The sequence below is a fragment of the Hyphomicrobium zavarzinii ATCC 27496 genome (assembly GCF_000383415.1).
GTDB lineage: Bacteria > Pseudomonadota > Alphaproteobacteria > Rhizobiales > Hyphomicrobiaceae > Hyphomicrobium_C > Hyphomicrobium_C zavarzinii.
In genome coordinates, this window is record NZ_KB911256.1 from 746,382 (window position 1) to 771,773 (window position 25,392).

Annotated in this window: 16 protein-coding genes and 1 tRNA gene; 7 read left to right on the forward strand and 10 right to left on the reverse strand. The window is 64.9% G+C overall.

Annotation, left to right across the window (positions count from 1 at the left end; genetic code table 11):
- Window positions 1-29: 29 nt before the first annotated feature.
- Window positions 30-665, forward strand: a complete 636-nt coding sequence (gene ribA, locus F812_RS0107530; RefSeq protein WP_020085355.1) for a GTP cyclohydrolase II — start codon at window positions 30-32, stop codon at window positions 663-665.
- 39 nt (window positions 666-704) lie between these two features.
- Here the strand turns inward: ribA and F812_RS0107535 are convergent, their stop codons facing one another.
- Window positions 705-1,595 carry a TIGR01459 family HAD-type hydrolase gene (locus F812_RS0107535; RefSeq protein WP_040498069.1) on the reverse strand — a complete coding sequence of 297 codons (891 nt, stop codon included), beginning with the start codon at window positions 1,593-1,595 and terminating at the stop codon, window positions 705-707.
- A 332-nt stretch (window positions 1,596-1,927) separates the two neighbouring features.
- Here F812_RS0107535 and F812_RS0107540 point away from each other — a divergent pair, with 332 nt between their 5' ends.
- Together F812_RS0107540 and F812_RS0107545 are read left to right on the forward strand one after the other, a co-directional pair.
- On the forward strand, window positions 1,928-8,833 hold the full coding sequence (locus F812_RS0107540; RefSeq protein WP_020085357.1) for a DUF5801 repeats-in-toxin domain-containing protein: 6,906 nt from the start codon (window positions 1,928-1,930) through the stop codon (window positions 8,831-8,833).
- Between the two features lie 251 nt (window positions 8,834-9,084).
- Entirely contained in the window at window positions 9,085-10,086 is a 1,002-nt protein-coding gene (locus F812_RS0107545) for a hypothetical protein (protein ID WP_156827297.1), read from the forward strand.
- A 73-nt stretch (window positions 10,087-10,159) separates the two neighbouring features.
- Here F812_RS0107545 and F812_RS0107550 read toward each other — a convergent pair whose 3' ends face one another.
- The 6 genes from F812_RS0107550 to F812_RS25355 all read right to left on the reverse strand — a co-directional run bounded on the left by F812_RS0107550 (window position 10,160) and on the right by F812_RS25355 (window position 16,030).
- On the reverse strand, window positions 10,160-11,167 hold the full coding sequence (locus F812_RS0107550; RefSeq protein ID WP_040497933.1) for a hypothetical protein: 1,008 nt from the start codon (window positions 11,165-11,167) through the stop codon (window positions 10,160-10,162).
- Between the two features lie 71 nt (window positions 11,168-11,238).
- Window positions 11,239-11,979, reverse strand: a complete 741-nt coding sequence (locus F812_RS0107555; protein WP_020085360.1) for a Crp/Fnr family transcriptional regulator — start codon at window positions 11,977-11,979, stop codon at window positions 11,239-11,241.
- Window positions 11,980-12,183: 204 nt separating this feature from the next.
- Window positions 12,184-12,258, reverse strand: a tRNA-Thr gene (locus F812_RS0107560).
- A gap of 109 nt (window positions 12,259-12,367) precedes the next feature.
- A complete protein-coding gene (locus F812_RS0107565) occupies window positions 12,368-13,471 on the reverse strand; it encodes a GNAT family N-acetyltransferase (protein WP_020085361.1) in 1,104 nt (367 codons plus the stop codon).
- A gap of 19 nt (window positions 13,472-13,490) precedes the next feature.
- A complete protein-coding gene (locus F812_RS0107570; protein WP_020085362.1) occupies window positions 13,491-14,426 on the reverse strand; it encodes a cupin domain-containing protein in 936 nt (311 codons plus the stop codon).
- Between the two features lie 122 nt (window positions 14,427-14,548).
- Window positions 14,549-16,030, reverse strand: a complete 1,482-nt coding sequence (locus tag F812_RS25355) for a glucosamine inositolphosphorylceramide transferase family protein (protein WP_020085363.1) — start codon at window positions 16,028-16,030, stop codon at window positions 14,549-14,551.
- 136 nt (window positions 16,031-16,166) lie between these two features.
- Here F812_RS25355 and F812_RS0107580 point away from each other — a divergent pair, with 136 nt between their 5' ends.
- On the forward strand, window positions 16,167-17,675 hold the full coding sequence (locus F812_RS0107580) for a lipopolysaccharide biosynthesis protein (protein WP_020085364.1): 1,509 nt from the start codon (window positions 16,167-16,169) through the stop codon (window positions 17,673-17,675).
- A 3-nt stretch (window positions 17,676-17,678) separates the two neighbouring features.
- Here F812_RS0107580 and galE read toward each other — a convergent pair whose 3' ends face one another.
- Window positions 17,679-18,656: a UDP-glucose 4-epimerase GalE gene (gene galE, locus F812_RS0107585; protein ID WP_020085365.1), complete on the reverse strand. Its 978-nt coding sequence runs from the start codon at window positions 18,654-18,656 to the stop codon at window positions 17,679-17,681.
- 99 nt (window positions 18,657-18,755) lie between these two features.
- On the opposite strand from galE, the gene F812_RS0107590 reads away from it, so the two are divergent.
- On the forward strand, window positions 18,756-19,463 hold the full coding sequence (locus F812_RS0107590; protein ID WP_020085366.1) for a heparin lyase I family protein: 708 nt from the start codon (window positions 18,756-18,758) through the stop codon (window positions 19,461-19,463).
- A gap of 9 nt (window positions 19,464-19,472) precedes the next feature.
- On the opposite strand, the gene F812_RS0107595 is transcribed toward F812_RS0107590, so the two are convergent.
- Together F812_RS0107595 and F812_RS23030 are read right to left on the reverse strand one after the other, a co-directional pair.
- Window positions 19,473-21,410: a heparinase II/III family protein gene (locus F812_RS0107595; protein ID WP_020085367.1), complete on the reverse strand. Its 1,938-nt coding sequence runs from the start codon at window positions 21,408-21,410 to the stop codon at window positions 19,473-19,475.
- Entirely contained in the window at window positions 21,410-22,522 is a 1,113-nt protein-coding gene (locus F812_RS23030) for a glycosyltransferase family 4 protein (protein ID WP_020085368.1), read from the reverse strand. Before F812_RS23030 ends, F812_RS0107595 begins: the two co-directional genes overlap by 1 nt.
- Before the next feature lie 240 nt (window positions 22,523-22,762).
- Here F812_RS23030 and F812_RS0107605 point away from each other — a divergent pair, with 240 nt between their 5' ends.
- Together F812_RS0107605 and F812_RS0107610 are read left to right on the forward strand one after the other, a co-directional pair.
- Window positions 22,763-24,028, forward strand: coding sequence for a nucleotide sugar dehydrogenase (locus F812_RS0107605; protein WP_020085369.1), 1,266 nt, complete (start codon window positions 22,763-22,765; stop codon window positions 24,026-24,028).
- 32 nt (window positions 24,029-24,060) lie between these two features.
- A complete protein-coding gene (locus tag F812_RS0107610; RefSeq protein WP_020085370.1) occupies window positions 24,061-25,338 on the forward strand; it encodes a glycosyltransferase family 4 protein in 1,278 nt (425 codons plus the stop codon).
- Window positions 25,339-25,392: the final 54 nt, after the last annotated feature.

Below are 25,392 nucleotides of genomic sequence, written 5' to 3' on the forward strand. Positions count from 1 at the left end.
ACAGCAGGTAACGCATTTAGGAGAGCCAGGTGCCGTCCAGCGGCGTCCAAGCCAAGAAACTCGACGTCGACCGTTCGGCACGCACACAACTGCCGATCGAGCTCGATGGTGTCGAACTCGTGCTCGAAGCCCGTGCCTATCAGGGCAAGGACGAGCATTCGCAGGCCATGGCCCTCATCAACCGGGGCGTGGGCGACGAAGCTGGCGAGATCCCGCTGGTTCGCGTCCATTCCGGCTGTGTCACTGGCGATATCTTCCACTCGCTTCGCTGCGATTGCCGCGCTCAGCTCGAATCCGCGCTGAGACGCATCACAGTGACGCCCAACGGCATCCTCATCTACCTGCCTTATCAGGAGGGGCGCGGCATCGGCCTCTTCAACAAGATCAAGGCCTATGCCCTGCAGGATCAGGGGCTCGACACGGTGGACGCGAATATCGAGATCGGCGCGCCGATCGATGCGCGCGAATATGAGCTCGCGGCCGAGATCCTGCTCGATCTCGGATTTTCGAAGATTCGCTTGATGACCAACAATCCAACCAAGGTGCAAGCGCTCGAGGATGCCGGTATCGAGGTCGTGGATCGCATTCCCGTCATCGTGAGGCCGGGTGCGCACAACGAGCATTACCTCGAAACCAAACGCCGCCGCATGTCCCACAAGATCTAGGATCTGCAACCTGGATGGGGTGGCGCGTTCACGCTGCTCTCACCAGGCCAGAGCCGCCATCGCTGCGAGGGCGCCCGGCGTTCCCGCCGGGAACAACCGCGCGAGCTTGTCTGGATCGATGTCGGCGCCCACCATGGTGTCGTGCCGGTGAATGCCGCCCGCGATGAACAGGGCGTCGAGGCCAGCCCCGTGCGCGCCCGCAAGATCGGTGCGCACCGCATCGCCGATGACCAGCACGCGCTCTGAAGGTACCTCCGCCCCTCTTATCCGGCTCGCCTCGGCCTTGGCTGCTGCGTAGGCCGTCGCGTGGGGCTTACCCGCCCAATAGACGCGCCCGCCCATATGCGCGTAGGCATCCGCAAGCGCGCCCGCGCAAAGGAACAGGCGGCCTCCCACATCCACTACCAGATCCGGATTGGCGCACACGAAGGGCAGATCGTGCGCGCGGGCATCCGTGAGCAGATCGCGGTAGCTTTCCACCGTTTCGTTGACATCGTCAGTGAGCCCTGTGCAGACCACGGCCTCCGCCTCGCCGAGTCCCACATCGGGCACCGAGGCCTTCTCGAAGAAAGCCGCGTCGCGCGCGCGTGGTCCGATGAAATGGACGCGCCTGTAGCCCTTCTCGCGGATATGCGCGAGCGCGATCTCTCCCGATGAAACGATCGCGTCGTAAGTGTCTGGCGGCACATGCCGCGCCTCCAGCATCGCCTCCACACGATGCGTGGGCACCGGCGCGTTGGTCACGAGAACCACGGTTCCCCCGTGCGCCCGGAAGCGCATGAGCGCCTCCGTGGCCCCGGCATAGGCGCGAACGCCGTCGTGAACGACACCCCATACATCGCAATAAAGCACGTCGTAGCGCAGAAGCAGGTCGGCAGCGCTTGAAATGATGGGGGGTGGGCTGGCGTCGGGAGGTGGCGAGATGGTCATGATCATCCGAACGGTGAAGGAGAGCGCGATCCAACCGCAACCCGCCCCGCGTGTCTACCGCCCTTAGGCCGCAGCCCTGTTTGATTCTGCTTTGAGTTTTCCGCGCGAAATTTTCCAAAATTTATGACGAATAACAAAATTATTTAAATAAAATTTGAAATGAAATAATCCGAGTTAACGGTAAATGAGCGTTTCAATTTAATTCGCTTAACGGGAGTTATAAAAGCGTGCCATTCCGGAGTGTTGTTATTGGAGTTTTCCCAGTATTCACGCCTTTGGGCCCGCACTCCGCTCAGAAACCCAAGGTCGCGATTGACGTAGTGGAGTGATCCGTGGCGAAGAAAGTCAAGGTCGCAAAAGTTCTTTCGTTCGAGGAGTTGTGCGGAAAGGTCATCCCGGTCTTTACCACCTCGCCGCAATGCGCGACCGTCATAGAGCTGCGGGATAATCATCCTCAGGAGCGTACCTACGTTCACACGCAGCAGGCGACGCTGAAATTCTCGGACACGGCTGCCGACACCCACAAGGTCTCCTTCACGCCCGCCGGAAGCGGCTACCTCGGCACCTTCACGCTCGGCCCTGTCAACCAGGTTGCCGACACGGTGGGCTGGACCTTCAAGCTCCAGGACGGCGCCATCGACTATCTGCAGGCTGGCCAGACCCTGGTCCAGACCTACAAGGTCACACTCACCGACATCACGGGCCGCACGGCAACCACCTCGGTCACCATCAAGATCGTGGGCACCAACGATGCACCGGTGATCACGTCTGCTGTCCAGGCGGCCACTGTCACCGAGATCGCGGACGGCGCGGCGGGTGAGAACGCGACGACGCACGCCCGCACCGGCACCGTCACCTTCAACGACGTGGACAAGCTCGACACGCACACAGCCAAGGTCGCGCCGCTCGGCAACGGCTATCTCGGCGCTCTGACCATCGGCTCGGTCAACCAGAACACCGATTCCATCGGCTGGACCTTTAGGGTCGCCGACAGCGTTCTGGATTCGCTCGGCCCGAACGATGTGCGCGTTCAGCAGTACCGCGTCACCGTCGACGACGGTCACGGCAGAACGGCCTCGCAGATCGTCACCATCACCATTCGCGGCGCCAACGACGGCGTCACCATCAGCGATCTCACGCCCGCCGCCAGCGGCGGCGATGTCACCGTCGACGAGGACGACCTCCCGACGGGCTCTGACACCACGAAGGAGTCGCTGACGTCGGTCGGAACCTTCAAGATCACCACGCCGGACGGGCTGGACGATCTGATCGTCGGCGGCCGCGCCATCATCACCAACGGCGTATTCACTGCCACCTCGTTCTCTTCGCCCCTGGGCAATACGCTGCGGTTCACGTCTTTCAACTCCGCAACCGGCGTCGTTACCTATTCCTACACGCTGAACGGCGCCGAGCAGCATACGGCTGGCGCGGGCGAAAACGCTCTGTTCGAGAGCTTTACCGTCGTCCTCACCGACCGCGACGGCAGCTCCGCCAACTCTTCGCTCGCAGTCCGCATTATCGACGACGTACCCTCGATCCGCGCAGTCGGTGTAACCGGCAAGCTCATCGTCGATGAGACCAATCTTGCATCCAACGCCACGGCGAGCTTTGCCGGCAGCTTCGCGAGCGCGTATGGCGCCGATGGCGCAGGCTCGCTTGTCTACGCGCTGGGTGTGAGCGCCCAGGGCGTGAACTCCGGCTTGATCGACACCGCCACCGGAAACGCCATCCTGCTCTTCAACGAAAGCGGCGCGATCGTCGGCCGCGTCGGCAGCTCGGGGGGCGCCGTCTCCTTCCGCGCTACCGTGGACAGCGCGGGCAACGTCACGCTCGACCAGCAGCGCGCCATCGCCCACACGGCGAACGCTGGGCCGGACGAGGCTGTCTCGATCGCCGCCAACCTGGTCACGCTGACGGGCCGGATTACCGATCGCGACGGGGATTCCGCTAGCGCGTCCGTCAACATCGGCGCCTCGCTGATCTTCAAGGACGACGCCCCGTCCATCTCGGTCGGAAACGCCGGTGCGCCCGCCCTCGTCGTCGACGAGAGCAATCTTGCGGTCAACGCAACCGCCAGCTTCGCGGGCAGCTTTATCGGTTCTTTTGGTGCAGATGGAGCGGGCTCGCTCGTCTATGCGCTGGGTGTGAGCGCCCAGGGCGTGAACTCTGGCTTGATCGACACCGCCACCGGAAACGCGATCTTCTTGTTCAACGAAAGCGGTGCGATCGTCGGACGCGTCGGAAGCTCAGCCGGCGACGTCTCCTTCCGTGTCACCGTGGACGCCTCGGGGAACGTGACGCTCGACCAGCAGCGCGCGATCGTGCACACGGACAGCACGAATCCTGACGAATCTGTCTCGATCGCCGCCAATCTCGTTTCGCTGACCGGACGGATCACCGATCGCGATGGCGATGCTGCAACGGCAACGCTCGACATCGGCGGCTCGCTGATCTTCAAGGATGATGCCCCGGCCATCGGGGTCAGGAACGCGAGCATTCCCTTGCTCGCCGTCGATGAGACCGCCCTCGGAAGCGACGCGAGCACAAACGTCGCCGCCAATTTCGGCACCACCTACGGCGCCGATGGCGCGGGCGCAATCACCTACGCGCTCATCAACATCACCCCGGGTGTCGACACGGGTCTCGTCGATACGGCCAGCGGCGACAGCATACTGCTCTTCAGCGAGGGTGGCGCAATCGTCGGCCGCGCCGGCAACTCGGCGGGCGCAATCTCCTTCACCGTCACCATCGACAGTGCCGGCAATGTTACGCTCGACCAGCAGCGCGCCATCGCGCATACGCCGGATACAGGCCCGAACCAGTCGGTTTCCCTCGGCGCCAATTTCATCTCGGTCAGCGCAACCATCACCGACAGGGATGGCGACTTTGCCAGGGCGAGCATTGATATCGGCTCTTCCCTCGTGTTCCACGACGACGCACCGGCTGCCCGTAACGACGCAGACGCCGTGACCGCCGTGTCGAGTCCCGTCGCGACGGGCAACGTGGTTTCCGGGCTCGACGGCGGTCTCGGGACCGATAGCAACGGCACGGATGGCGTGGCCGATACCCTCGGCGCCGACGGCTTCGGCTCCATCTCCTGGGCCGGCGCCGTGGGGAGCACGGTTGCGGGCGGCTACGGCAATCTCGCGGTTGATGCTGCTGGCAACTATTCTTACACCGTCAACAGCAACCACCCGGCGGTGCTCGCGCTAAACAGCAACCAGTCCCTCACAGAGACGTTCACCTATACCATCCGCGATGCGGACGGTGACCCCGCGATCGCCACCCTCACCATCACAGTCAACGGCGCCGACGATCCGGTGACCATCTCCGGCCTCGACGTTGCGGGCGGAGAGCTGGTCGTGGACGAGGATGATCTCGCGGCCAGCCGTGGCGCGGGCGAGTCGGCCGGCTCGTCGCCGAACGCTGCGGCTCTCACGCAAACGGGTACCTTCACGATCACAGCGCCCGATGGTGTCGCTGCCATCAGCGTGCACAACACGTCCGTGCCGCTTACAGGGCCGTTCCCGCTCAACATCACGACGCCGCTCGGCAACACGCTCTCGATCACCGGCTTCAATGCGGCGACCGGCGTTGTCAGCTACGCCTATACGCTGCTCGACAATGAGGCGCATCCGGCCGGGCTCGGCGAGAACAGCATCACCGAGAGCTTTACGGTTGAGGTCACCGATACGGACGGCTCGCAGGCCACGGGTTCCATCGACGTCCGCATTGTCGACGACATCGTGAGCGTCGATATCGGCGGCGCCAGCACCGTGAACGAGAACGGCGCGCCGGTAAACGGAACCTATCAGTTCACCGCCGGTGCCGACGGCCTGCTCCTGGGCCAGCTCATGGTCAACGTCGACGGCACCAACGTTCAGGTGGTCGATGTGAACGCCCTGCTCGACGGCGAGACGATCGTCACGTCCGCGGGAACACTGGTGGTCGGCGCTCCGACGCCGGCCGGAACGGGAACGTGGACCTTCACGCCGTCCTCCATCTCGGCAACCGCCAACGTGAACATCACGATCAGCATGACGGATGGCGATCTCGACACTGCCTCCGACACCCACATCATCCGCGTCGTGAACGTGAACACGCCGCTGGTGATCAGCGGTGCTGCGAGCGGCCTCGTCGAGGAGGAGCACGGCCTTCCCGGCGGCATCGAAGATCAAGTCTCGGGTCCGCCGGACCTCGATGCCGACACGGCCGGCAACTTCGGCCTGACGAGCAACGTGCACCAGGGCAGCTTCGGTTCCGTGGTCACCGGTGGGATCGACGGAGCTTTGAGCTTCGCGTTCGCCGGGTTGAGCGTCAATCCCGCCGTGCAGACGGTCGCCAATGGCGCCCTCACCTCCGCCGGCCGTCCGGTGTACTTCGCGACCAGCGGCGGCAACCTGATCGGCTATACCAACGGAGACGGCGGCAGCGGTCCGTATGGTGCCGGCGATACCAAGGTGTTCGAGCTCGCGCTCACCGACACCGCAACCGGTGCCTACACCTTCACGCTCCTCGCTCCTGTCGATCATCCGGCGGGCGGCGGAGAGAACACCCTCGCCATCAATCTCAACGGACGTGTCGTCGTCTCCGACGCGGGCGGGCCGGTGGGCGATACCAACGTGCCGCTCAATGCGTCGATCACCGTGATCGACGACGTGCCGGTCGCAGTCGGCGACACGGCCTCCGTCGTCGAGGGTGAGGGCAAGGATTTCAACTGCGCCTTCGTGCTCGATTTCAGCGGCAGCATCGACAATGTCGAGTTGAACCAGATGTTGCAGGCCGTTGCGACGGCCGCCCAGCAGCTCTTCGATGGCACCAGCGGCGATGTGCGCGTGCACCTGTTCCCGTTCGCGGGCGATGCCACGTCGTACGGTCCTTTCACGACCTTTGCCGCGCTTCAGGCCCAGTTGAACGCGATCAATCCGCTGGCGGGCGGCACGGCCCCGGGCTCTATTGGCTTCACCACGGACTTCACCGCGGCCATCCAGCAGACGATGGCGGTCTACACGCCGCTCGCAGGCTGGAGCAATCAGGTCTTCTTCCTGAGCGACGGCAATCCGAACGAGCAGACCGGATCCACCGGCGGCTCGCTGAACGATCCGACCACGATCGCCTGGAACGCGTTCGTCAACGGCGCGAACCCGATCAACGTCACCACGATCGGTATCGGCGACGGCATCAACACTGCGCGTCTGCAGGATGTGGATGTCGATGGTTCGGGCGCGCCGATCAGCGTCGGCAACTTCGACGAGTTGATCGATACGCTGCTCAGCGTCGTGCTGGGCGGTGACATCTCGGGCAACGTGCTGACCAACGACGGCTTCGGTGCCGACGGCGCAGGCCGCATCGCCTCGATCGCGATCAACGGCGTCACCTATTCCTATAACGGCACCCAGATCACCTCGAGCGCAGGAGGCGCGCCGGTCGCCGGAAATCTCCTGAGCAACATCACGACCGAGATCGGCGGCAGGCTCACGTTCAACTTCGCGACGGGCGCCTGGCACTTCACCGCCCCGACCGGAATCGCGGCCGACCGCATCGGCACCTTCAACTACACGATCGTCGATCGTGATGGAGACAGCAGCACGGCCTCGCTGCAGATTACGGTGCAGAACGCCAACGAAGCGCCCGTCAATACCGTTCCGGCTTCCATCGGGGTCCAGGAGGACACGCCGACCAAGCTCTCCGGCATCTCTTTCGCGGACGCCGACATCGGAACATCGAACCTCACCGTAACGCTTTCGATCCCGGGCGCGACCGGTGCTCTAACGGCATCGTCGGCTTCCGGCGTAACCGTCGGAGGAAGCGCGAGCGCGCTCACGCTCACGGGAACGTTGGCGGCCATCAACGCCTTCTTGCTGAACCCGGCGCAGGGCGTCACGTTCACGCCGCTTGCGAACTCCACGGCCGACGTCACGCTTACCGTCACCTCGAACGACGGCGGCGCGTCCGGCCTGGGCGGAGCCAAGATCGATAGCGACACCGTTCTCCTCGATCTCACTCCGGTGAACGACGCCCCGGTCGCGACCATCACGGCGGCAAGCTACGCGGCGATCGAGGACACCAGCCTCGCGCTTCATGGCACGGGCCTGTCGGTTTTCGATGTGGATGCGGGCAGCGCGTCGATCTTCGCACAGCTCTCCGTCACCGCGGGCATTCTCAACGTGACGGCAGGCAACAGCGGTGCATCGGTGAGCGGCAGCGGCAGCTCGACCGTGACCATCACCGGCAGCCAGCAGCAGATCAACAACCTGCTCGGCGGCATCGACACCGGGCCGGGATCGGCAGGGTCCATCCACTACGTGGCCAACCTGGATACGCCGCCTGCCAATGCGACGCTTAGCCTGCACGTGAACGACACGGGAGACACGGGTGCGGGTGGCGCGCTGACCGATACCAAGTCGGTGCTCATCAACATCACGCCGGTGGATGATGCTCCGGTGGCACGCGACGACGCCATCATCACGAACATCGCGGGTAACCCCGCCTCGATCGTGATCCCGGACTATGCGTTGCTCTACAACGATACCGACGCGGAAGGCCAATCCATCACGCTCACCAACGTGTTCAGCGCCTCCGGCGGCACCGTGACGGATGGATCGGGAAGCGTCACGTTCTCGGACCCCAACCCGCGCGGCGGCTCGTTCAGCTACACGGCGACCGCCGGATCGTTGACGGACACCGCGACGGTCACCATCGATCGCGTCAATTCCAACACGGACCCGCTCAATGGCGACAACAACGCCAACATTCTCATCAGCGGAACCAACGGTGATGAAATCAATGGCTTCGGTGGAAACGACGTTCTGATCGGCAACTCAGGCAACGATGAGTTGAACGGCGGGCTCGGCAACGATCTCTTGGTCGGTGGCTCGGGAAGCGACTATTTCATCTTCAACACGACGCTCAACAGCACGACGAATGTCGATACAATTCTCGACTTCGACGCAAACCCTTCGGACGGCAGCCAGGACTATATTCTTCTCGACAACGGGGCAGGGCTCTTCTCCGCACTGCCCGGAGGCACGCTGTCGTCGGCCGCCTTCGTTGCCAACACCACGGGCGAGGCGAGCGCGTCCAGCCAACGCATTATCTTCGACACCAACACGGGGGCGCTCTACTACGACGCCGACGGCAACGGCGCTGGTGCCAAGGTTCAGTTTGCTACGCTGACCCTATCTGGCATCTCCGGCGGTGCGGCCGCCGTGGATCACACCGATTTCTACGTGATCTAACCCGGCAGATATTTGGCCCGGCAGATATTTGGACTGCATCTTCGGCGGGGCCGTTCGCGGCTCCGCCTTTTTTGTTGAGTGCAGCAAAGAAATCTCTTGTGTGTTGCGAATCAAGCCCGAAGAGGTCGCGAATCAGTCGAGAATCGCTCATTGCTGGGGATTAGTCGTTTTCGGCACGCTCCGCCCGACTTGGGGGCGTCTATAGAATTTGCATGAGCGGGGGCCGGCGACGGCGCAGCGAGGGGGATAGCATGACGAGAGGTCGCGTAGCCGTAGCGATCGTCGCAGCCGCTGGGTTGTCTGCGATTTCGCAGCCATCTCATGCAGATATGGGCAAGGCCCCGGTCGGCCCGAATGGCTATACGCTGTCCTTCGACGGCGGCTATCTTCATCAGGACGGACCGGATGTGACGGGCCACGGTATCGTTGTGACGTCGGGCGGCCCGGAGCAGGACACCTTCGTTTCGCCCAATGACGGCTATTTCGTCGGCGGCCAGATCGGCTACGAAAACGGCACGCCCTACCTCTTCGATTTCAATCGCTTCGAAGTCTACCTGCTCTACGGCAACGCCGACGACAGCGCGCGCAACACCGCGCCCCCGCTCTCGGATATCATCCTGAAGAACGTGGACGGAACCCTTCTCGGCGCTGGCGGTGGCCTGACAGGGCGCACCAAGGTCGAGCGCGAGACCTGGGAAGTCGGCTTCCGCCTCGAGGATGATGACGTCGTCAACGCCACGACGACCGTGACGTGGGCCTTTGCGCCCTTCATCCGCAGCTTCGAGGAAGACACCAGCACGCTCGTCACGACGACGCTCTGCTGCGAATTCCGCCGCGGCGCGAGCGTGGATGCGCTGCTCTACGGTATCGCCGTCTCGGCTGAGCCGGAGACCTGGCTCACATCCAACGTCGCCCTGGTGGGGCGCGTCGGGGCCGGCATCTATGGCTATGACGCAGACGGCAAGTTCCGGTCGAGCTCCAACGGCACGCCCGACATTTTCGCCGCCACCATTTCCGATAATGACTCCGGCGTGGGCTTCCGTGGCCTGCTCGGCATCGGTCTGAAGGTGAAGCTCTCGCAGACGGCCAACCTCGAAGGTTTCGCCGAGGCCGATTACTTCTCCAACGTCCCGACCGCGCACCTGACCAGCAACAAGATCGTCGGTTTGGAATCCCACGTTCAGGACGACGACCTCTGGGAGTTGAGGACAGGCCTCCGCATCACCATCGGGCTCGGCTCCGCGCCGAACTGACGCGCGCAGGATCAGAAAGTCTGAAAGTAGGAGAAGGCGGCCGCATCTGCGTGCCGCCTTTTTTCATTGTCTCTCAGGGCGTGGCGCGGGTGCCTTGCAGCCAGTACCCGGCGCCGACTGCGATCTGGTGAGCCGCGAGCGTAGTGCCGAGGCGGCCGAAGGCAGGCTCCTCACCCCGCCACCACCGTTGGAGCTGCCGCAAGAGATCGCCCGGCATGTCGAAGTTGAGCCAGGACTCGTCGCCGCTCAACGCCGCCGAAATCCAGGCATAGCTGAACTTGTACTCGATGAAGTAGGCCATGCGCCCGGTGCGGATCTCGACCCCGGCCACCGCCTGCGCGGCGGGCCCCGCGAACTGGTACTCGCTGGTGCGCCGGTCTCGCGCTTCGCCGGGAAACCACACCTCGACATGGGGAAGCGCAAAGCCCGCTCCGACGCCGAGGTAGGGTCGGATACGCGGCGTGATGTTGGCGAGGCGCAACAGGGGCGTGAACAGAAGCACATTGTGCCCGTGCGTGAACTCCAGCCGGTCGAACACCTCCGTGAGCTTCACGCGCCCCGGCGCCGGCCCGCCCTTGAGAGTGCCTTCGGTGTCCACGTCCTCGATCACCGGGTTCTTGAGCTTGCGCCCGTGCGCACCCTTGCCGAGGCGCGCCACCGCCTTGTTATGGAGGAAATCCACCATGAAGCTGAGCGGCGCGGCGCCGGAGACCGCACGCACGCCGCCATCGATCGGAAAGCGGAGAGCGTCGCCATCCCACCCGAGCGCCTTGAGCGTGAGATCCGTGCCGTCCGGCCGCGTCATGTGCACGTCGCTGCGCGCGTAGAGGGGCTGCGCGACGTAGCCCGCGACGAACGTCTCGCGCGTAGCTGAGCCAGCGTGCTCGGGTGTGGGAGAGGAGACGCCCGCCCGCTCATCTGGCGTTTCGTTTGGCGCCGCTGCCTCGGAGAGGATGCTTGAGACCGCCAAGATGCCGAGCATTCCGGCAGCGAAGAGAGTTCCGGCCCGTTCCGCGAGCAGCGCTGGGCGTAGCGTCGGCCGCCCCTCTTGAACACAGGAGCCCGCCAGCGTCATAGGCATGATCGTATGTCCCCCAAGAGAACTCCCGCGCGTCCGCCCCGCGCAGCGGTGTCATAGGATTGTGTGCGCCCTCACACCGCTTCGTCCAGAACGGCGGTGGCGTTGGCGGCGCACTGCTTGAGCTCATGCATGTCGAGCACGTCGAAGGCGCGACGCCCCATCGTCGAGATGACACCGCGCGATTTGAGTTGCGTGATTTGGCGGCAGACCGTTTCGAGGCGCAGGCCCAGGCATTCCGCCATCTCCATCCGGGAGAGCGGCAGAGACAGACCGAGCGCGCACGGGCGCTCCTGGCAGCCGCGCACGACGGAGCGGGCCATCCGGTCTGCGATGACGTAAAGCAGGCTCGCCACTTTTTCCTGCGCGGTCGTCCGCCCGAGCAGGAACGCCCAGTTCCGCGCGCCGTCGAGGTCCGAAACAAGGCGCTTGAGAAGCGCCCGTTCGAGCTCGGGGTAGTCGCGCAGCACGTTCTCGAACGCGCGGCCGGAGCAGCAGCAGAGCTCGAGCGTAGTCGCGGCCTCCGCTGAAAGCGTCGAGCCGTCCGCGAACGGCCGGCCCACGAAATCCGATGGGAATTGCAGGCCGACGATCTGCTGACGCCCGTCAGGCTTGGTGATGACGAGCTTCACGACTCCGGAGACGAGGATCGCGAACGAGTTCGGCTGCTCGACGGCGCCATAGATGACGCGGCCGGCCGGAATGCGAACGCGATGCATGACGCGCGAAAGCGCATTAGCGGCGTCGTCGCTGATCTTGCCGCAAAGCGCGGCAGACCGGACAGGACAGGTGCTGCATCGGGCGGGAATGGTCATGGGGTCGTCTGCTGCTCCTGACGGCTCCAGGCTTCCACCCGATGAATGGCCGCAGGGCCGCCACGAGCAGAACGCCGAAATGCCCTCGAACGCCCGTTCTCATCCCGTGAGATCGGCAAAACGCACCAGGGTTGGCCGCAGTATGCACCCGGACTGGGGTCCCGGTGTTTGAGCAACGTCAAGTCGTCAGGAAGGAGGCGAAATTGGTGCCGGCTGAGAGATTTGAACTCCCGACCAACGGTTTACAAAACCGCTGCTCTACCACTGAGCTAAGCCGGCAGGCTTGTGCAACGGGTACGGGCAAGGCGCGCATGGCCAAGCCGACACGAAGCAGTGGCTTCTTTTATCGAACTCCCGGGCTCGGAAAAAGGGTCTTCGTGCCACGGCCTCAGACGCGTCCGCGCACCCGGTCCGCCAGGCGCTTGAGGGCGGGCTGCCGGCCCAGAAACGCTTTTGTCCTGAGCCCGGCGGCCAGGGGCAGGCCGGTCCAGGAGAGCGGCGCCGTCAGGTCGGCCAGCGGGGCGGGTACGGCGCCGAGCCGACGCTTGAAGTCATAATCGCCGATGCCGAGGTCGAAGGTGCTTAGCCCATCCGCGACAAGATGCTCCAGCACGGCGAGCAGCGTCATCCGGCCAGGCGAGAAACGCCCCCACTGCGTATCGTCACTCGCGATCCTCAGCACGATGAAGCGATCCGGCCCCCGAACTCCGAACACGGCTCCCACCGGAACGTCACCGGAGAACAGCGTGAACACGTCCGCGAAGCCGGGGCCGGTTCCGCGTTCGATCACGGACCGGTAGAAGCGGCCATAGGCGGGCTGATCGAGGCGATAGCGCCGTTCCGTGCCGCTCCAACGCGCGGACTGAAGGGTTTCGAGCCGCTCGAAGGCGGCGGCGACCTCAGCTCCCCCCGCCGCACGGTTGAGCCTGAGCGCGCCAGCGGAGGCGATGTGGCGCTCGCAGCGCTCCACCTCCTTGCGCACCTTGCGGCCGAGCGCCGCCACATGGTCGCGTACGCTGCCCCCGAGCGAGATCACGTGACCTCTCATGCGGGAGGGAACGGCGGCCGGGTCGGTTGCGAGCGGGTTGGCTTCCGTGGCGACCTGCGGCAACAGGCGCTCGAAGCGGACGAGATCGTAACGCGAGAGGGCGGCTTTGATGGCTGCGTTGAAAGCCGGGCCATCGGTGGCGGCTTTCGGAAAGGCGGCCCCGATGAGGGGCGCGGCATAGTCGGTCACGCCGAAATCCGCGAACCGAACCGTCTTGAAGCCTTTTTCCCGCGTCGCGGCGAGCGGCAGAACGGCGGCGACGGCATCGTCGGCGCGCCGCCGGACCACCACGCCGAATGCTTCGGCCCCAGCCTCGGGCGCGAGTGTGTCGATAAGCGGACCGAGCCAGTAGGGCGACGTAAATGCGCTCTGCGCTCTCTCGGCTCCGAGGGCACCGGCCAAGGTCAGAAGATCTGTCGGCGGGCAGATCTCGGCACAATACATCAGGCGTTCCTGACCCAAATCAGCGGGCGACAGGCGCGATATCGCGGATTTCTCCGATGCGCTCGGTATCGAGCTCGAACTCGATGGGCCGCAGCGTCTTGCGCGCCTTCTTGAGGAGACCTGCGCGCTTCACGCCCGCCTGGAGAGCAGCCTTGGCCCAGAAGCCAGGCCCCTCGATCGAACGGCTGCGAGGCGTGACGCCCAGCTTGTGGCGCAGAATGCCGTTTGCGAGGTTGATCATCTGCGAACGGCGGATCGGCTCCGTCCAGTACTCGGTCGTCATCGACACGTTGAGGCAGTCGAGGTTCTCGACGCGGTGAGGAGCATTCAGCGGCCAGTGCAGCATCTCGCCGCCTTCGATCTCGAAGACCTGCGCATAGCGATCGTAGGAAGGTTCGAACGGAATGTCGATTTCGAGCTGGTAGAGCGCGATCCTCTCGAGATCCTCGTCGCGCCGGAACGGCGGCTCGGCAGGATAAACATAGACGCGCTTCTTGCCGTGGATCTGCCAGAGCGATTGGCCCGGCAGATCCATGTGATAGTAGACCTCGGCCTTGGGCGATGAGATGAGAATGCCCATCGTGCTCGAGAAGGCACTGAAGCCGGGCACGCGCTCGGCGATCTCGCCGAAGAGCTGGTCGAGCAGCGCGCGGAAGCGTTTGTCCACGGCGCTCACGTTGCGCAGGTTGAGCCACATGCGTCCGTTGCCGATGCTCTCGATCACGCGCGCACCGGAAAGCTTGCCGATCTCGCCTTCGCGCCAGAGACGGCGCTGCCCGGGCGTCCCCACCTGCACGAGCGAATAATGCTGCCGGGGATAGCTGTCGATCAGCTCGGCCAGCGTATCCATCGAGAACAGAGGATCTGTGTGCAGGCGGTGCTTCAGCCGCAAGGGCTCGCTGGCCCACCGGCGCGCCGTATCCGCGCTCCAATCGGTGAAGATGGCTTCGCTCATTGGATCAACTGCCACACTGAAGATGTTGAGAAGACAAATAGAGTTAGTGCTCTCGAATGGCGGTGTCAAACGGCCTTCGCTTGGGAGAGTAAACCGCCTCCGGCGACGAATGCGGGCGCGCCTCAGGCCAGAAAATCGATGACCTCGAGCCCGTCGGCCCAATTGATCGTGTGCGGACCATGTCCGGCAGGCTGGCCGCCCATGCGAAGGTCGGCAGCGAGCTCCTGAGCGAAGCCGTCCGCGTCGAGACGGGTCACGCGGGCGAGGCTGAGGCTGCCGCCGTAACTGGCGCTGCAGTTCTGTGCGGGGCGCCAGAGGGCGCCGTCCCGATGGTAGAGCGCTCCCGCGGGCCTGCTCTCGCGCGCATCGATCAGCGCTGGGTTCACGGACACTGGCTGCCATGGCCCTTCGAGTTTTTCAGAGCGGTAGACGTTGAGCGCATCCCAGGACGAGCTTTGAAGGTCGCGCGTGGACGCGAAGAGATAGAAAGCCCCCGCGTGGACGGCGAGCGTGGCGTCGTGAACCTCCTCGTCCAGCAAGCGGAACGCGGGAACCCAGCGATGTGGAAACGGGTCCGCACGATAGATGTCGAGCGCGCCGGAGGCTGAGCATTCGGGCATCATGTAGATCTGCCCCTCATGCGCGAACACTTGCGGGTAGGAGAGGTGATGCCCTGTTTCGAGCACGGGACGCGGCGCGGTTGCCCTGCCGCTCGCATCCACTGTGAAATGCGAAATGAGCCCGCGTCCGGTTTGAAACGGCACCTCCTCGGCGAAGACATGGTGCAGGCCGTCGCGCAGCATCGGGAAAGGGTCTGCGAAGTAACGCTGTCCGTCGTCCGGAAGCGTGCGGTAGGCTTCGGCCGGCGCCAGCCCCGCGAGATGGCTGCGCCCCTCAGGCGCGAGGCGCCATCCGACGCGCCAGCGCTCGCGCGTACCAAGAAGCCTGGAAAGAGCACGCTCGGTCTTGCGGGCGACTTTGCGCCACGCGAAGTCCGCAGCCGCGAAGGCTCCGGCGTCGGTGTGATCTTTGACGGCGCACGGCACTGGCACCTGAGGCAGCGCGTTCGGGCCTTCGAGAGCGGCAATCGCGAGCACCTGGATGAGGCGCGAGAGAACCTGATCCGCCGAGCGACGAAGACGCGTCGGATGCTCGACCGCGGGGAGGGCAGCGGGACGCGGCTTGGCCTCGCCGAGATCGAGGCCGAGTAGCGGCGATCTTCGTTCGAGCAGAGCCGACCACAGCGCCGCTTCCGAAGGATCGGCGTCGAACGTCGGCCGGATGACACGGCCCGCCGCCGGGACGCCTGCAACGCCCCAGGTGAGATCGAGCACCACGTCGAAGTCGCCTGCCGGGAAGGGGCCGGCCGTCGCGCGATGGCCAAGCTCGGCGGCCGTGATCCGATCGGATGCAGAAAGCCGCCGCCGGTCGAGCAGGCGCTCGCCGGAGAGCAGCATCTCCAGCGCCGCGCCCGGCCGCGCTCCCGCCGGCCCCTCCACGAGCGAGACATGCAACTCCACGCGGGCATCCGCCGCGAGGCGCGAAATTAACCATCCGTGCCAGCGCGCGAGCCGCTTTGCATCGAGAACAACGAGCGTGCGCATGGCGCCCCGTATTTGAACGATCCGCCGCGACCCTCCGATGAAGCCGCCGCCGATGCCACCCTCAAAAAGCGGTTGCGGTTAAGGGAGCGGAGCGACGAAGCGCCGAATGCCACAAAGCCTGCGCTAAAAGGTAGAGATGACCGAGCTTCGCCCGGCGCCGCACGCGTGGCATCGCGACGAGGCCCGCATCAGATGGGACACGATGCTCCTACGCCAGACGCTTCTCTATCTGCCGGCCCAGTTTCTCGGGCCGGTCTTCCAGTTCGTGTCGATCCTGACATGGACCCATTTTCTGAGCCCGACCGACCTTGGTCTCGTGGCTTTGATCACGGCTGTCCAGGAGCTATCCCTCGCCACCACGCTCAACTGGTTCACGCACTACACCGTGCGCTATGCGGGCGGCGCCCCGAGCCCCGGCAAGGCGTTTCTCGATACGGAGACGTTCGTGCTTACGTTCTCCGGGGTGATCACGGTTCTTATCGTGGTGGCTATGCCGTCGTTCATCGACGGGGTCTGGACCTGGGGCCTCGTCGCGGCCGCAATCCTGCAAAGTGTCGGACGGCTCGCCGTCGCGCAGCTCTCCGACCGCGCGCGAGCCTGTGGCGATCCCCTGTCGTATTCCATCCTCCAGATAGGCTGGCCGGTCGGCGGTTTCTTCGCCGCGCTCGCACTCGTGATGCTCTATGAGCCGAGCGCGGCCTCGGTCCTCGCCGGATACGCTGCGGCGCAGGCCATCTCGCTGGCCCTCGTCCTACTGAGGATCGAGATCGGCCGCGAACCCCTCCGCTTCGCGCGGGAGGTGATCGCGAAAGCCATGGCCTACGCTCTGCCGCTCGTCATCGGAGGCATGCTCGTCTGGCTCGCGAACAACGGCGTGCGCTTCGTGGTGGAATGGCGCGATGGCGCCGCCGCCGTCGGCCTCGTCACGGTTGGATGGTCGATCGGTCTCCGTATCGCGAGCGTTGCGGCGATGATGGTGACGGCGGCCGGCTTTCCCTTGGCGCTTGCCCGCGCGCGCGACGGCGGACATGAGGCGGGACAGGCCCAGCTCGCCCGCAACGGGCTCTTGCTGCTGGCGACGCTCGCACCGGCCTCCGCCGGTCTCTGGATGATCTCGGACCTGATCGTACCGATGTTCGTGGGCGAGCCCTATCGGGCGGTGACAGCGGCCATTCTGCCGGCGTCAATTCTGGCGGGAGCCGCCCGCAGCTTCCGCGTCCACTGCGGCGAGCAGGTGTTCCTGCTGCACGAGCGCCCGGTTGTTCCACTGATCAACGATGCCATCGATGCCGTCGCGGCCCTGGTTCTGGGAGGCATCGGGCTGTTGTGGGCGGGCCTGCCGGGGCTGGTCGCCGGTGCCGCGATCGGTGCAGTGTTGAGCCTGATCGTGACCATGGCCTGGGGCTGGGCGCTTTACCGGTTTGCGCTGCCGCTCGCCGATGTCGTGAAGATCGCGCTCGCAACGGCCGCCATGATGGCCGTGATCGCGCTTGTCCCTGCGCGAGCGGACATAGCATCCCTGACGCTCATCGTGGCCCTGGGTGCGCTGGTCTTCGCAAGCCTGATCGCGGCCCTTTATCCGCGCGAGCGCAGGAAAGCCGTAGCGCTCGCGCGAGAGATGGTTGTGGCGAGGCAGAAGCCGTGAAGCTCAGGCCTTGAGCGAGCGTTCCCACGCGAACGCATGGGCGACGATCTGATCGAGATTGGCAAGCTTCGGCTGCCAGCCGAGCTTGCTACGGATCTTCGAGGAATCCGCCACGATCGCTTCCGCGTCACCGGGGCGGCGCGGGGCGAGCTTCACCGGGAACGGGCCGCCGGAGGCGCGCTTCACCGCTTCGATCACCTCGAGCACCGAGTAACCCGATGAGTATCCGCAGTTGAACACGTCCGACTTGCCGCCGGCGTCGAGATATCTCAGCGCCGCCATGTGCGCGGCTGCGAGATCCGTCACGTGGATATAGTCGCGGATGCAGGTGCCGTCGGCCGTCGGGTAGTCCGTTCCGAACACGTCCATCGAAGCACGCTTGCCGAGCGCGGTCTCGCACGCGACCTTGATGAGATGCGTCGCGCGCGGCGTGGATTGTCCGGCTCGTCCTTCTGGATCGGCGCCCGCGACGTTGAAATAGCGCAGCGCCACGTAGCGGAAGTCATGCGCGAACGCGGTGTCCGCCAGCATCAATTCCGTCATCAGCTTGGAGGTGCCGTAAGGCGAGACCGGCCGAAGCTCGGCGTCTTCCTTGACGGGGATCTCCTTGGGGTTGCCGTAGACGGCGGCCGTGGAAGAGAAGATGAACGACTTGACGCCGGTCTTAACCGCGACTTCGATAAGCGAGCGCGAGTTCGACGTGTTGTTGAGATAGTAGCCGAGCGGATCGGCCACTGAATCCGGCACAACGATGGAGCCGGCGAAATGGATGATGATCCGGACGCCATGCTCCCGGACGACGCGGGACACCAGCTCCTGGTCTCCCACGTTGCCTTCCACCAGCACCGCCGGAGGGCGTACCGCGTGTCGAAAGCCGGTCGACAGATTGTCGACCACGACAACTTTTTCACCGGCGTCCAGAAGCGCCAGCACCATATGGCTGCCGATGTAGCCGGCGCCGCCTGTCACGAGAACTGTCATGAGAGACACGCATACATGAAATTCGTTCACAAAGCGTGTTGGCAGTCTAGAGGCACGGCGGGGCACACGGAGCATTGGCCAGTCCGGCGCCGCGCCGCCTTGTTTGTCGCCGTTCTCGCCCTGCAGGCGCACATGCAAGTGGCCGTGGCCGCTGAGATGAATGTCGATGGCCGGCCAGCCAGCCGGCACGCCGCTGAGGAGCGCCCGTACGCCGTCACGGCGCCGCACGCCGGAGAGTTTCGTTTCGAAGTGCGTGCTGGCGACAGATGGAGCGTCGACCGCATCTTGGGCGCCGATCGCGAGCGTGCCGAGCTCAGTCTCGACAAAAGCCCCGTGAGCTTCGGTGCGCTCTATCGTGTTTCCTACGAGATGCTGATCGAGCCCGGACCGCAAAGCACATCCGCTTGGCTCGTCGCGGGGCAGTGGCACGCGACGGAGGACGAGGGAGACGCACCGTCGTCGCCGCCGCTGGCGTTTGAGTTGGCCGGCCGCGATCTCGTTGTTTACACGCAGTCCGAAATCGCGCGCCGCCATACCAAGAATCCGAAAGGTATCGAGCGCGCGCGCGTGCCGGACATTCAGCGCGGGCGATGGATCTCCTTTTCTTACGACGTGCGCTTCGATCCACGCCATGGAACCCTCGCGGTCCGCGTCGATGGAAGGCGGGTATTCGCAGAGGACATTCCGATCGGATACGCGGACGACGTCGGGCCTTACTTCAAGTTCGGCATCTACCGCGCCAAAAGCCCCGAGCCGATCGCGATCCGCTTTCGGAACGTTAAAATCACCGAGGCGGCGGCGCCCTGAGCGTGCTCCTTACGCGAGCACGAACCGAACGACGGCTCCGGAGCTGCCGATGCATCCCCGCCACGCGAGGCGCCAAGCCGGATGCTTGAGGCCGAAGGCCGGCGAAACCCACCCGCCTGAACGCTCCGGCGCCCCGCACGCAAGCACAATGTCGCCCGGCGTCTCGAATGCGATGCGAACGGGCGCGCCGATAGCGGGCGTCACGGTCACCACCTGCCCGTCGCGGGAGGCTGCGCAATCCGCCGCAAGCTGAAACACGATCTCGACCGGAAGCGGCGTCTCGGCGCCGAGCAGCCGGTCGCGAACCGTGAAGCCGTCACTCGCCGCTTCCACTGTCCGCTCGTGCCGCACGCCGAACTTCGGAACGTAGCCATCGTGCGAGGCGCGAAGCTGCCAGGTGGCGCCGTCTTGGAACGCATCGAGGCGCGCATCCGCCTTTCGCCCCCAATTGAAAGGGCCTGAAATCTCGCTTTGATCCGCCCCTTCGATGGAAAGGGTGTTGTGGGCCGCGGTGCCGCGAAACCAGTCGCGCCACGCGCCACCCGAGTGATAGAGGTACGTGCCGGGATCGACGAGCAGCGGACGGCCATCGAGGGCAACGAGAAGCGAAAGCGCGTCCGCGTGCCCATGCGCCGCGATGGAAAGATAGCCGAGCGGACCGTGGTCGAGTGCGAGAACGAGCTCACGCCCAGCACGCGTTTCCCGCACGACAGACAGCCCTCCGCTCGAAAACGTCGCGAGGCCGCGCGGAGGCGGCGTAGGTGCGGGCGGCGCGAAGAAAATCGCGTCGCGGAGATGCGGCGAAACCGAAACAAGGCCTTCTGGCGTCTGCGCGAGATAGCCACTGATGGCGCGGGCAACCGACATGGCATAGGCCGGCTCGTATCCCGCGAGCGACAGGACGCGCCCCTCGTCGTCATCGCCGAATGCGGGGACAGCGCCGCTCGCGTCTGCAATCCATCCGACGAAACGCGCGAACTGCCCGAGCCTCTGATCGACGATGGCCGAAAGCGGCTTGTCCGATCCGCGCGCGGCGATGGCGGCGAGCAGCAGCAACTCCGCCGTGAAGGCACCATAGGTGGGCGATTGCTCGGCCCCCATGCCATCGGCCAGGATCTGCCGGGACGCTTCGGCCTCGAGCGCACGGCGCGCCTCCGTTTCGAGCGCGAACGCACGAGGAAGCTCCGGCATGGCGATCGCAAGAATAAGCTCGCCTGCCGCTTCCGCCACGAGATGGTTGTTGGCGGAGGAAAAGCGCGACGGAAACCGCCGGAGCCAGAAGGCGTGGGCTGCGAGAATTTCGCGCATGCGCGCAATCGTCTCGTTCGAGAGGCGATCTCCGGCGAGCGAGGCGACCACGATCAGGCTGATCGCCCGCAACGCGCATTCGATGCCGGAATTCCAGGCGAGGCCGCGGAACGGCGGGTTGCTCGCATGCCAGCTCCCGATCGTCTCCTCGATCAGGGCGAGCGCCTTCGGATCTCCGCCGAGAGCCACCTCGGCCGCGAGCGGCTGGAGAAACTGAAGCCGGTTGATTTCCCACACGTACTTGATGTCACCGAAGCGGCGCTCGTGGCGGTAGTTGATGTCGAAGGTGAACGTGTCCGCACCGGGCCACAGCCGTCCCGTGACGGGATCGAGCCGCCAGAGATCGGCAGAGAGTGGCACGCCCGGCCAGCGTCTCGGCCAGTCGCATCCAAGCGCGCTGAAGCGCCCTTCGATCGCACGCCTCGCAGCTCTGTGAATGGCATCGCGAACTTCGGGCGAGGCGCGCTCCACCGCCTCCCGCAGACCGGCAATGCGCGGCACGCCTCCGGGGCTCGCATAGCGCTCCCACCCCTCCGTGCGCCTGCGCGCGCTGGTTTTCAGAGCCAGCTCGCGAACCCGATGTGCAATCTCGGCTGGGCTCATGCTGCGAAGGCGGCGGATGTACCAGGCGAGCGACATCAGCGGCACGCCTCCGTCCAGAGTTTTGCGAGCCGCGCGACGTAGGCGCCGATTTCGAGATTGCGGCGGTGAAAATCCTGAGCCGCGTCCCCGAGCGCGTGACGAAGGCGCTCGTCCGCAACGAGCCGACGCAGCGCGTCGGCGAGCTCATCTGAGTTTCCGGGAGAAACCAGCAGGCCGGTCTCTCCGTTTCGGACGATGTCCTCGACGGCACCCACCGGAGTTGCGACGACGGCGAGGCCGGCCGACATGCCCTCGATCACGGACATCGGCAGGTTCTCGTCGAAAGACGGCAGCACCAGAATGTCGGACGAGACGAGAAGCGCGCGCGCTTCTTCCGGTCCAACCCATCCCGGAAAGGTGACGTGAGCGGAGAGGCCGAGCGCCTGAGCCTGCTCGCGCGCCACCGCGACATCCCCATCGCCAGCGATGGTCGCGCGCCACCCCGCAACGTCCTTGAGGCGAGCAAGCGCACGGATCAGGTCTGGCACCCCCTTTCGGGCACCGACCTGACCGAGGAAGAGAATGCGAACGCCGTCACGGCGCTCAAGGGAGCGCGAAAGCGGCTGCGAGGCATTGGCAAGGATCACGATGCGCGAGGCGGCTTCCGGAACGCGATCGGCAACGAACGTCCGCCACGCGCTCCCAAGCACAATCACGCGCCGGGCTCCGGCGAAAAGCTGACGGACGGACGCCTGAGTTCCGGAATCGGCCGCATCGAAAAACGATTGGAAGCGAGAGCCGTGGAGGTGAACCACATAGGGGACGCCGAGCATGCGGGCCGAACGCGCGACGATCGATTTACGCCGCACGCTGCCGTGGCTCGAAAGATTGATGTGCACCACGTCGAGCAGCCCGCGCGCTCTGAGCCACGCCATGCGCAAAAGGAAGCTCGCAAGGTAAAGGGGCGAAAACCAGATGCTCCGTTGACCGCGTGTCGCCGCGAAGCGCACATCGCACGGGCCAATCTTTCCGCCGCGCGCTTCGTCCCTCACCGCATCCATCAGGCGATCGATGCCGCCGCGGCCGCCGTGGCCAAGCGGCGTCGCCACAAGGACGTAGACGGACGTTTTGCCCGCTCTTGCCTGAGTGTTTGCGATGTCGCCGCTCATTATGCGCTGGACGCCCCCTGTCGGTCCGCTCTCTACCGCATAGGCGGCAAGTGACGGCCGGACGCAAGCATGCGTCAGCCTACAGTCTTAAGCGGCGTTGTTAACGGTATCTACCGTCTTGAGAGAGGTTGGCGCGGAGAGCCGGGTACAGTCACGTCGATATCCCCTCCGTTCGGACTGCTCCGGCACCCGTGCTGTGCCGGTCCTCCCCGCGCGCACGACTCTCGATAGGAAGACCCGGTGAAGATTGCGATTTTTGGTCTCGGATACGTCGGCATCACCGGCGCGGCCTGCCTTGTGCGTGAAGGGCATACGGTCGTCGGAGTCGAGATCAACGAGCGCAAGAGCCGCGCGGTCGCATCCGGGCGCTCTCCGATTTTCGAGCCGGGCGTGGAGGAGTTGCTCGCCGCGGGCGTGCGCGAAGGGCGGCTGACGGTGGTCGCCGATGCCAGGGACGCGATCGCGGATGCCGACATTGCGATGGTGTGCGTCGGTACGCCGAGCGCGCCGGATGGCGCGCACAATATGTCCTATGTCATGAACGTCTCGAAGGAGATCGCGACTGCGCTCGCAGATAGCGCGCGAGCGGAGCCGCTGACGGTCGTCTACCGCTCGACGATGCGCCCCGGATCCATCGAGGAGCTGATCGCGCCCGTGTTCGAGAGCGTGCTGGGCGAGAAAAACGCCGCGCTCGTCGAACTCGTCTACAATCCCGAGTTCTTGCGCGAATCCACCGCCGTGGCCGATTACCTGGCTCCCCCGAAAATTGTGGTCGGAACCAAAGACGGAAAGCCGTCGACCCGGATCGAGGCGCTCTACAGCACCATCGACGCCCCCACGTTCGTCACGCGTTTCCGGGAGGCGGAATTCACGAAGTTCGTCGACAACACCTTCCACGCAGTGAAGGTGGCCTTCGCCAACGAGATCGGCCGCTTCTGCGTGGCGCTCGGCATCGACGCGTCGAAGGTGCACGAGATTTTCATATCTGACCGCAAGCTCAATATCTCCCCGTACTACTGCCGCCCGGGCGGGGCGTTCGGCGGCTCGTGCCTGCCGAAGGACGTCCGCGCGCTCCAGTATCTCTCGGACGACACGGGCTCCAGCGCCTACCTCATCGAGTCGCTTCTGAAATCCAACGAGGCGCACAAGCGCTTTCTCTACGAGCTTGCGACCAAGGATCTGCCCAAGGGATCGCACGTGCTGATGATCGGTCTCGCCTTCAAGGCCGGAACCGACGATCTGCGCGAAGCCCCTCAGCTCGATCTCGCGCGCCGCTTGCTCCAGAACGGCTACCGGCTCTCGATCCTCGATCCCGCTGTGAAGCCGGATCAGCTTCTCGGCCAGAACCTTGGCTATGCCTTCGCGCATCTGCCCAACATGGCCAAGCTGCTGGTGTCGGAAGAGGTGGCCGCATCCACCACCTATGACAGGGTGATCGACACCAACGGCCGCGCGCGAGGCGTGGCACTCATGCCGGCGCCGCTCATCAACATCAACGCTCTTTGACGAGGCACTTGGGGACTTCTGGGGACGGGGACATGCTGACAACCATCGAAGGCCTGGATGACCACCAGGTGGCACCACTCGCGGGCCGCAAGGTGCTGATCATCGTCGAGAACCTCCCGGTGCCGTTCGACCGGCGCGTGTGGCAGGAAGCGCGCGCTCTGAAGGAGGCCGGCGCGCTTGTCTCGGTGATCTGTCCCACCGGGAAAGGCCACGATGCAGCTTACGAATGCCTCGAAGGCATCCACGTCTATCGCCATCCCCTGCCAACGGAAGCGAGCGCGGCCGCAGGCTACCTCGTCGAATACGGCGCAGCCCTCTATCACGAGATGCGCCTCGCGCTGAAGGTGCTCAGGCGGCACGGCTTCGATGTCATCCACGGCTGCAATCCGCCTGATCTCATCTTCCTCGTGGCCCTGCCGTTCAAGCTGATCGGCAAGCGCTATGTGTTCGATCACCATGACATCAATCCCGAGCTCTACGAGGCCAAGTTCGGGCGGCAAGGCGGCTTTCACAGGCTTCTGCGCCTCTTCGAGTGGCTGACGTTCAAGACGGCGAACCTGGTCATATCGACCAACGAGAGCTACCGCAGGATCGCGATCGAGCGCGGCGGCAAGAAGCCCGAGGATGTCTTCGTGGTGCGCAGCGGACCCGATCTCACGCGCGTGAAACATGCGGAGCCGAACCCGGCCCACCGCAAAGGACGCCGCTATCTCGTGGGTTACGTCGGGGTCATGGGCGATCAGGAAGGCATCGACCTGCTGCTGATGGCCGCGCGCCATGTCGTCCACACCCTCGGTCGCGACGACGTGCAGTTCTGCCTTGCGGGCGGCGGACCCAGCACCGAAGCGCTCAAGAAGCAGGCGGACAATCTAGGCCTTGCGGACCACGTCACGTTCCTTGGCCGCGTGCCCGATGCGCTGCTGTTCGAGATGCTGTCCACGGCGGACGTGTGTGTGAACCCGGATCGCGTGAACGCCATGAACGACAAGTCGACCATGAACAAGATTCTGGAATACATGGCGCTCGGAAAACCGATCGTTCAGTTCGACGTTACCGAGGGCCGCGTCAGCGCGGCCGACGCGTCGCTCTATGCCAAGGCCAATGACCCGGTCGATTTTGCCGCGAAGCTTCTCGAGCTTCTTGCAGACCCCGACGCGCGAGCGCGCATGGGCGCGTCAGGCCGAAAGCGGATCGAGACGCAGATGGCCTGGAGCTATGAGATCCCCCGCCTCATCGCCGCCTACCGGAGATTGGAGCACAAAAACGCTCGCGCCGTCGCAGGCAAGGTGCGCGATCAGGTCGAGACATAATGCTAGAACAGGTGCGGGCAGGCGCCGCGAGGTGCCGGGCGTAGGCGGGAGCGG

Coding starts and splice junctions, on each gene's coding strand:
- galE (WP_020085365.1), bottom strand. CDS start 18,656: ATGACAGTTCTCGTGACAGGCGGCGCCGGCTACATCGGCAGCCATATG.
- F812_RS0107580 (WP_020085364.1), top strand. CDS start 16,167: ATGACCGAGCTTCGCCCGGCGCCGCACGCGTGGCATCGCGACGAGGCC.
- F812_RS0107550 (WP_040497933.1), bottom strand. CDS start 11,167: ATGCCTATGACGCTGGCGGGCTCCTGTGTTCAAGAGGGGCGGCCGACG.
- F812_RS0107565 (WP_020085361.1), bottom strand. CDS start 13,471: ATGTATTGTGCCGAGATCTGCCCGCCGACAGATCTTCTGACCTTGGCC.
- F812_RS25355 (WP_020085363.1), bottom strand. CDS start 16,030: ATGCGCACGCTCGTTGTTCTCGATGCAAAGCGGCTCGCGCGCTGGCAC.
- F812_RS0107595 (WP_020085367.1), bottom strand. CDS start 21,410: ATGTCGCTCGCCTGGTACATCCGCCGCCTTCGCAGCATGAGCCCAGCC.
- F812_RS0107535 (WP_040498069.1), bottom strand. CDS start 1,595: ATGACCATCTCGCCACCTCCCGACGCCAGCCCACCCCCCATCATTTCA.
- F812_RS0107610 (WP_020085370.1), top strand. CDS start 24,061: ATGCTGACAACCATCGAAGGCCTGGATGACCACCAGGTGGCACCACTC.
- F812_RS0107545 (WP_156827297.1), top strand. CDS start 9,085: ATGACGAGAGGTCGCGTAGCCGTAGCGATCGTCGCAGCCGCTGGGTTG.
- F812_RS0107570 (WP_020085362.1), bottom strand. CDS start 14,426: ATGAGCGAAGCCATCTTCACCGATTGGAGCGCGGATACGGCGCGCCGG.
- F812_RS0107555 (WP_020085360.1), bottom strand. CDS start 11,979: ATGACCATTCCCGCCCGATGCAGCACCTGTCCTGTCCGGTCTGCCGCG.
- F812_RS23030 (WP_020085368.1), bottom strand. CDS start 22,522: ATGAGCGGCGACATCGCAAACACTCAGGCAAGAGCGGGCAAAACGTCC.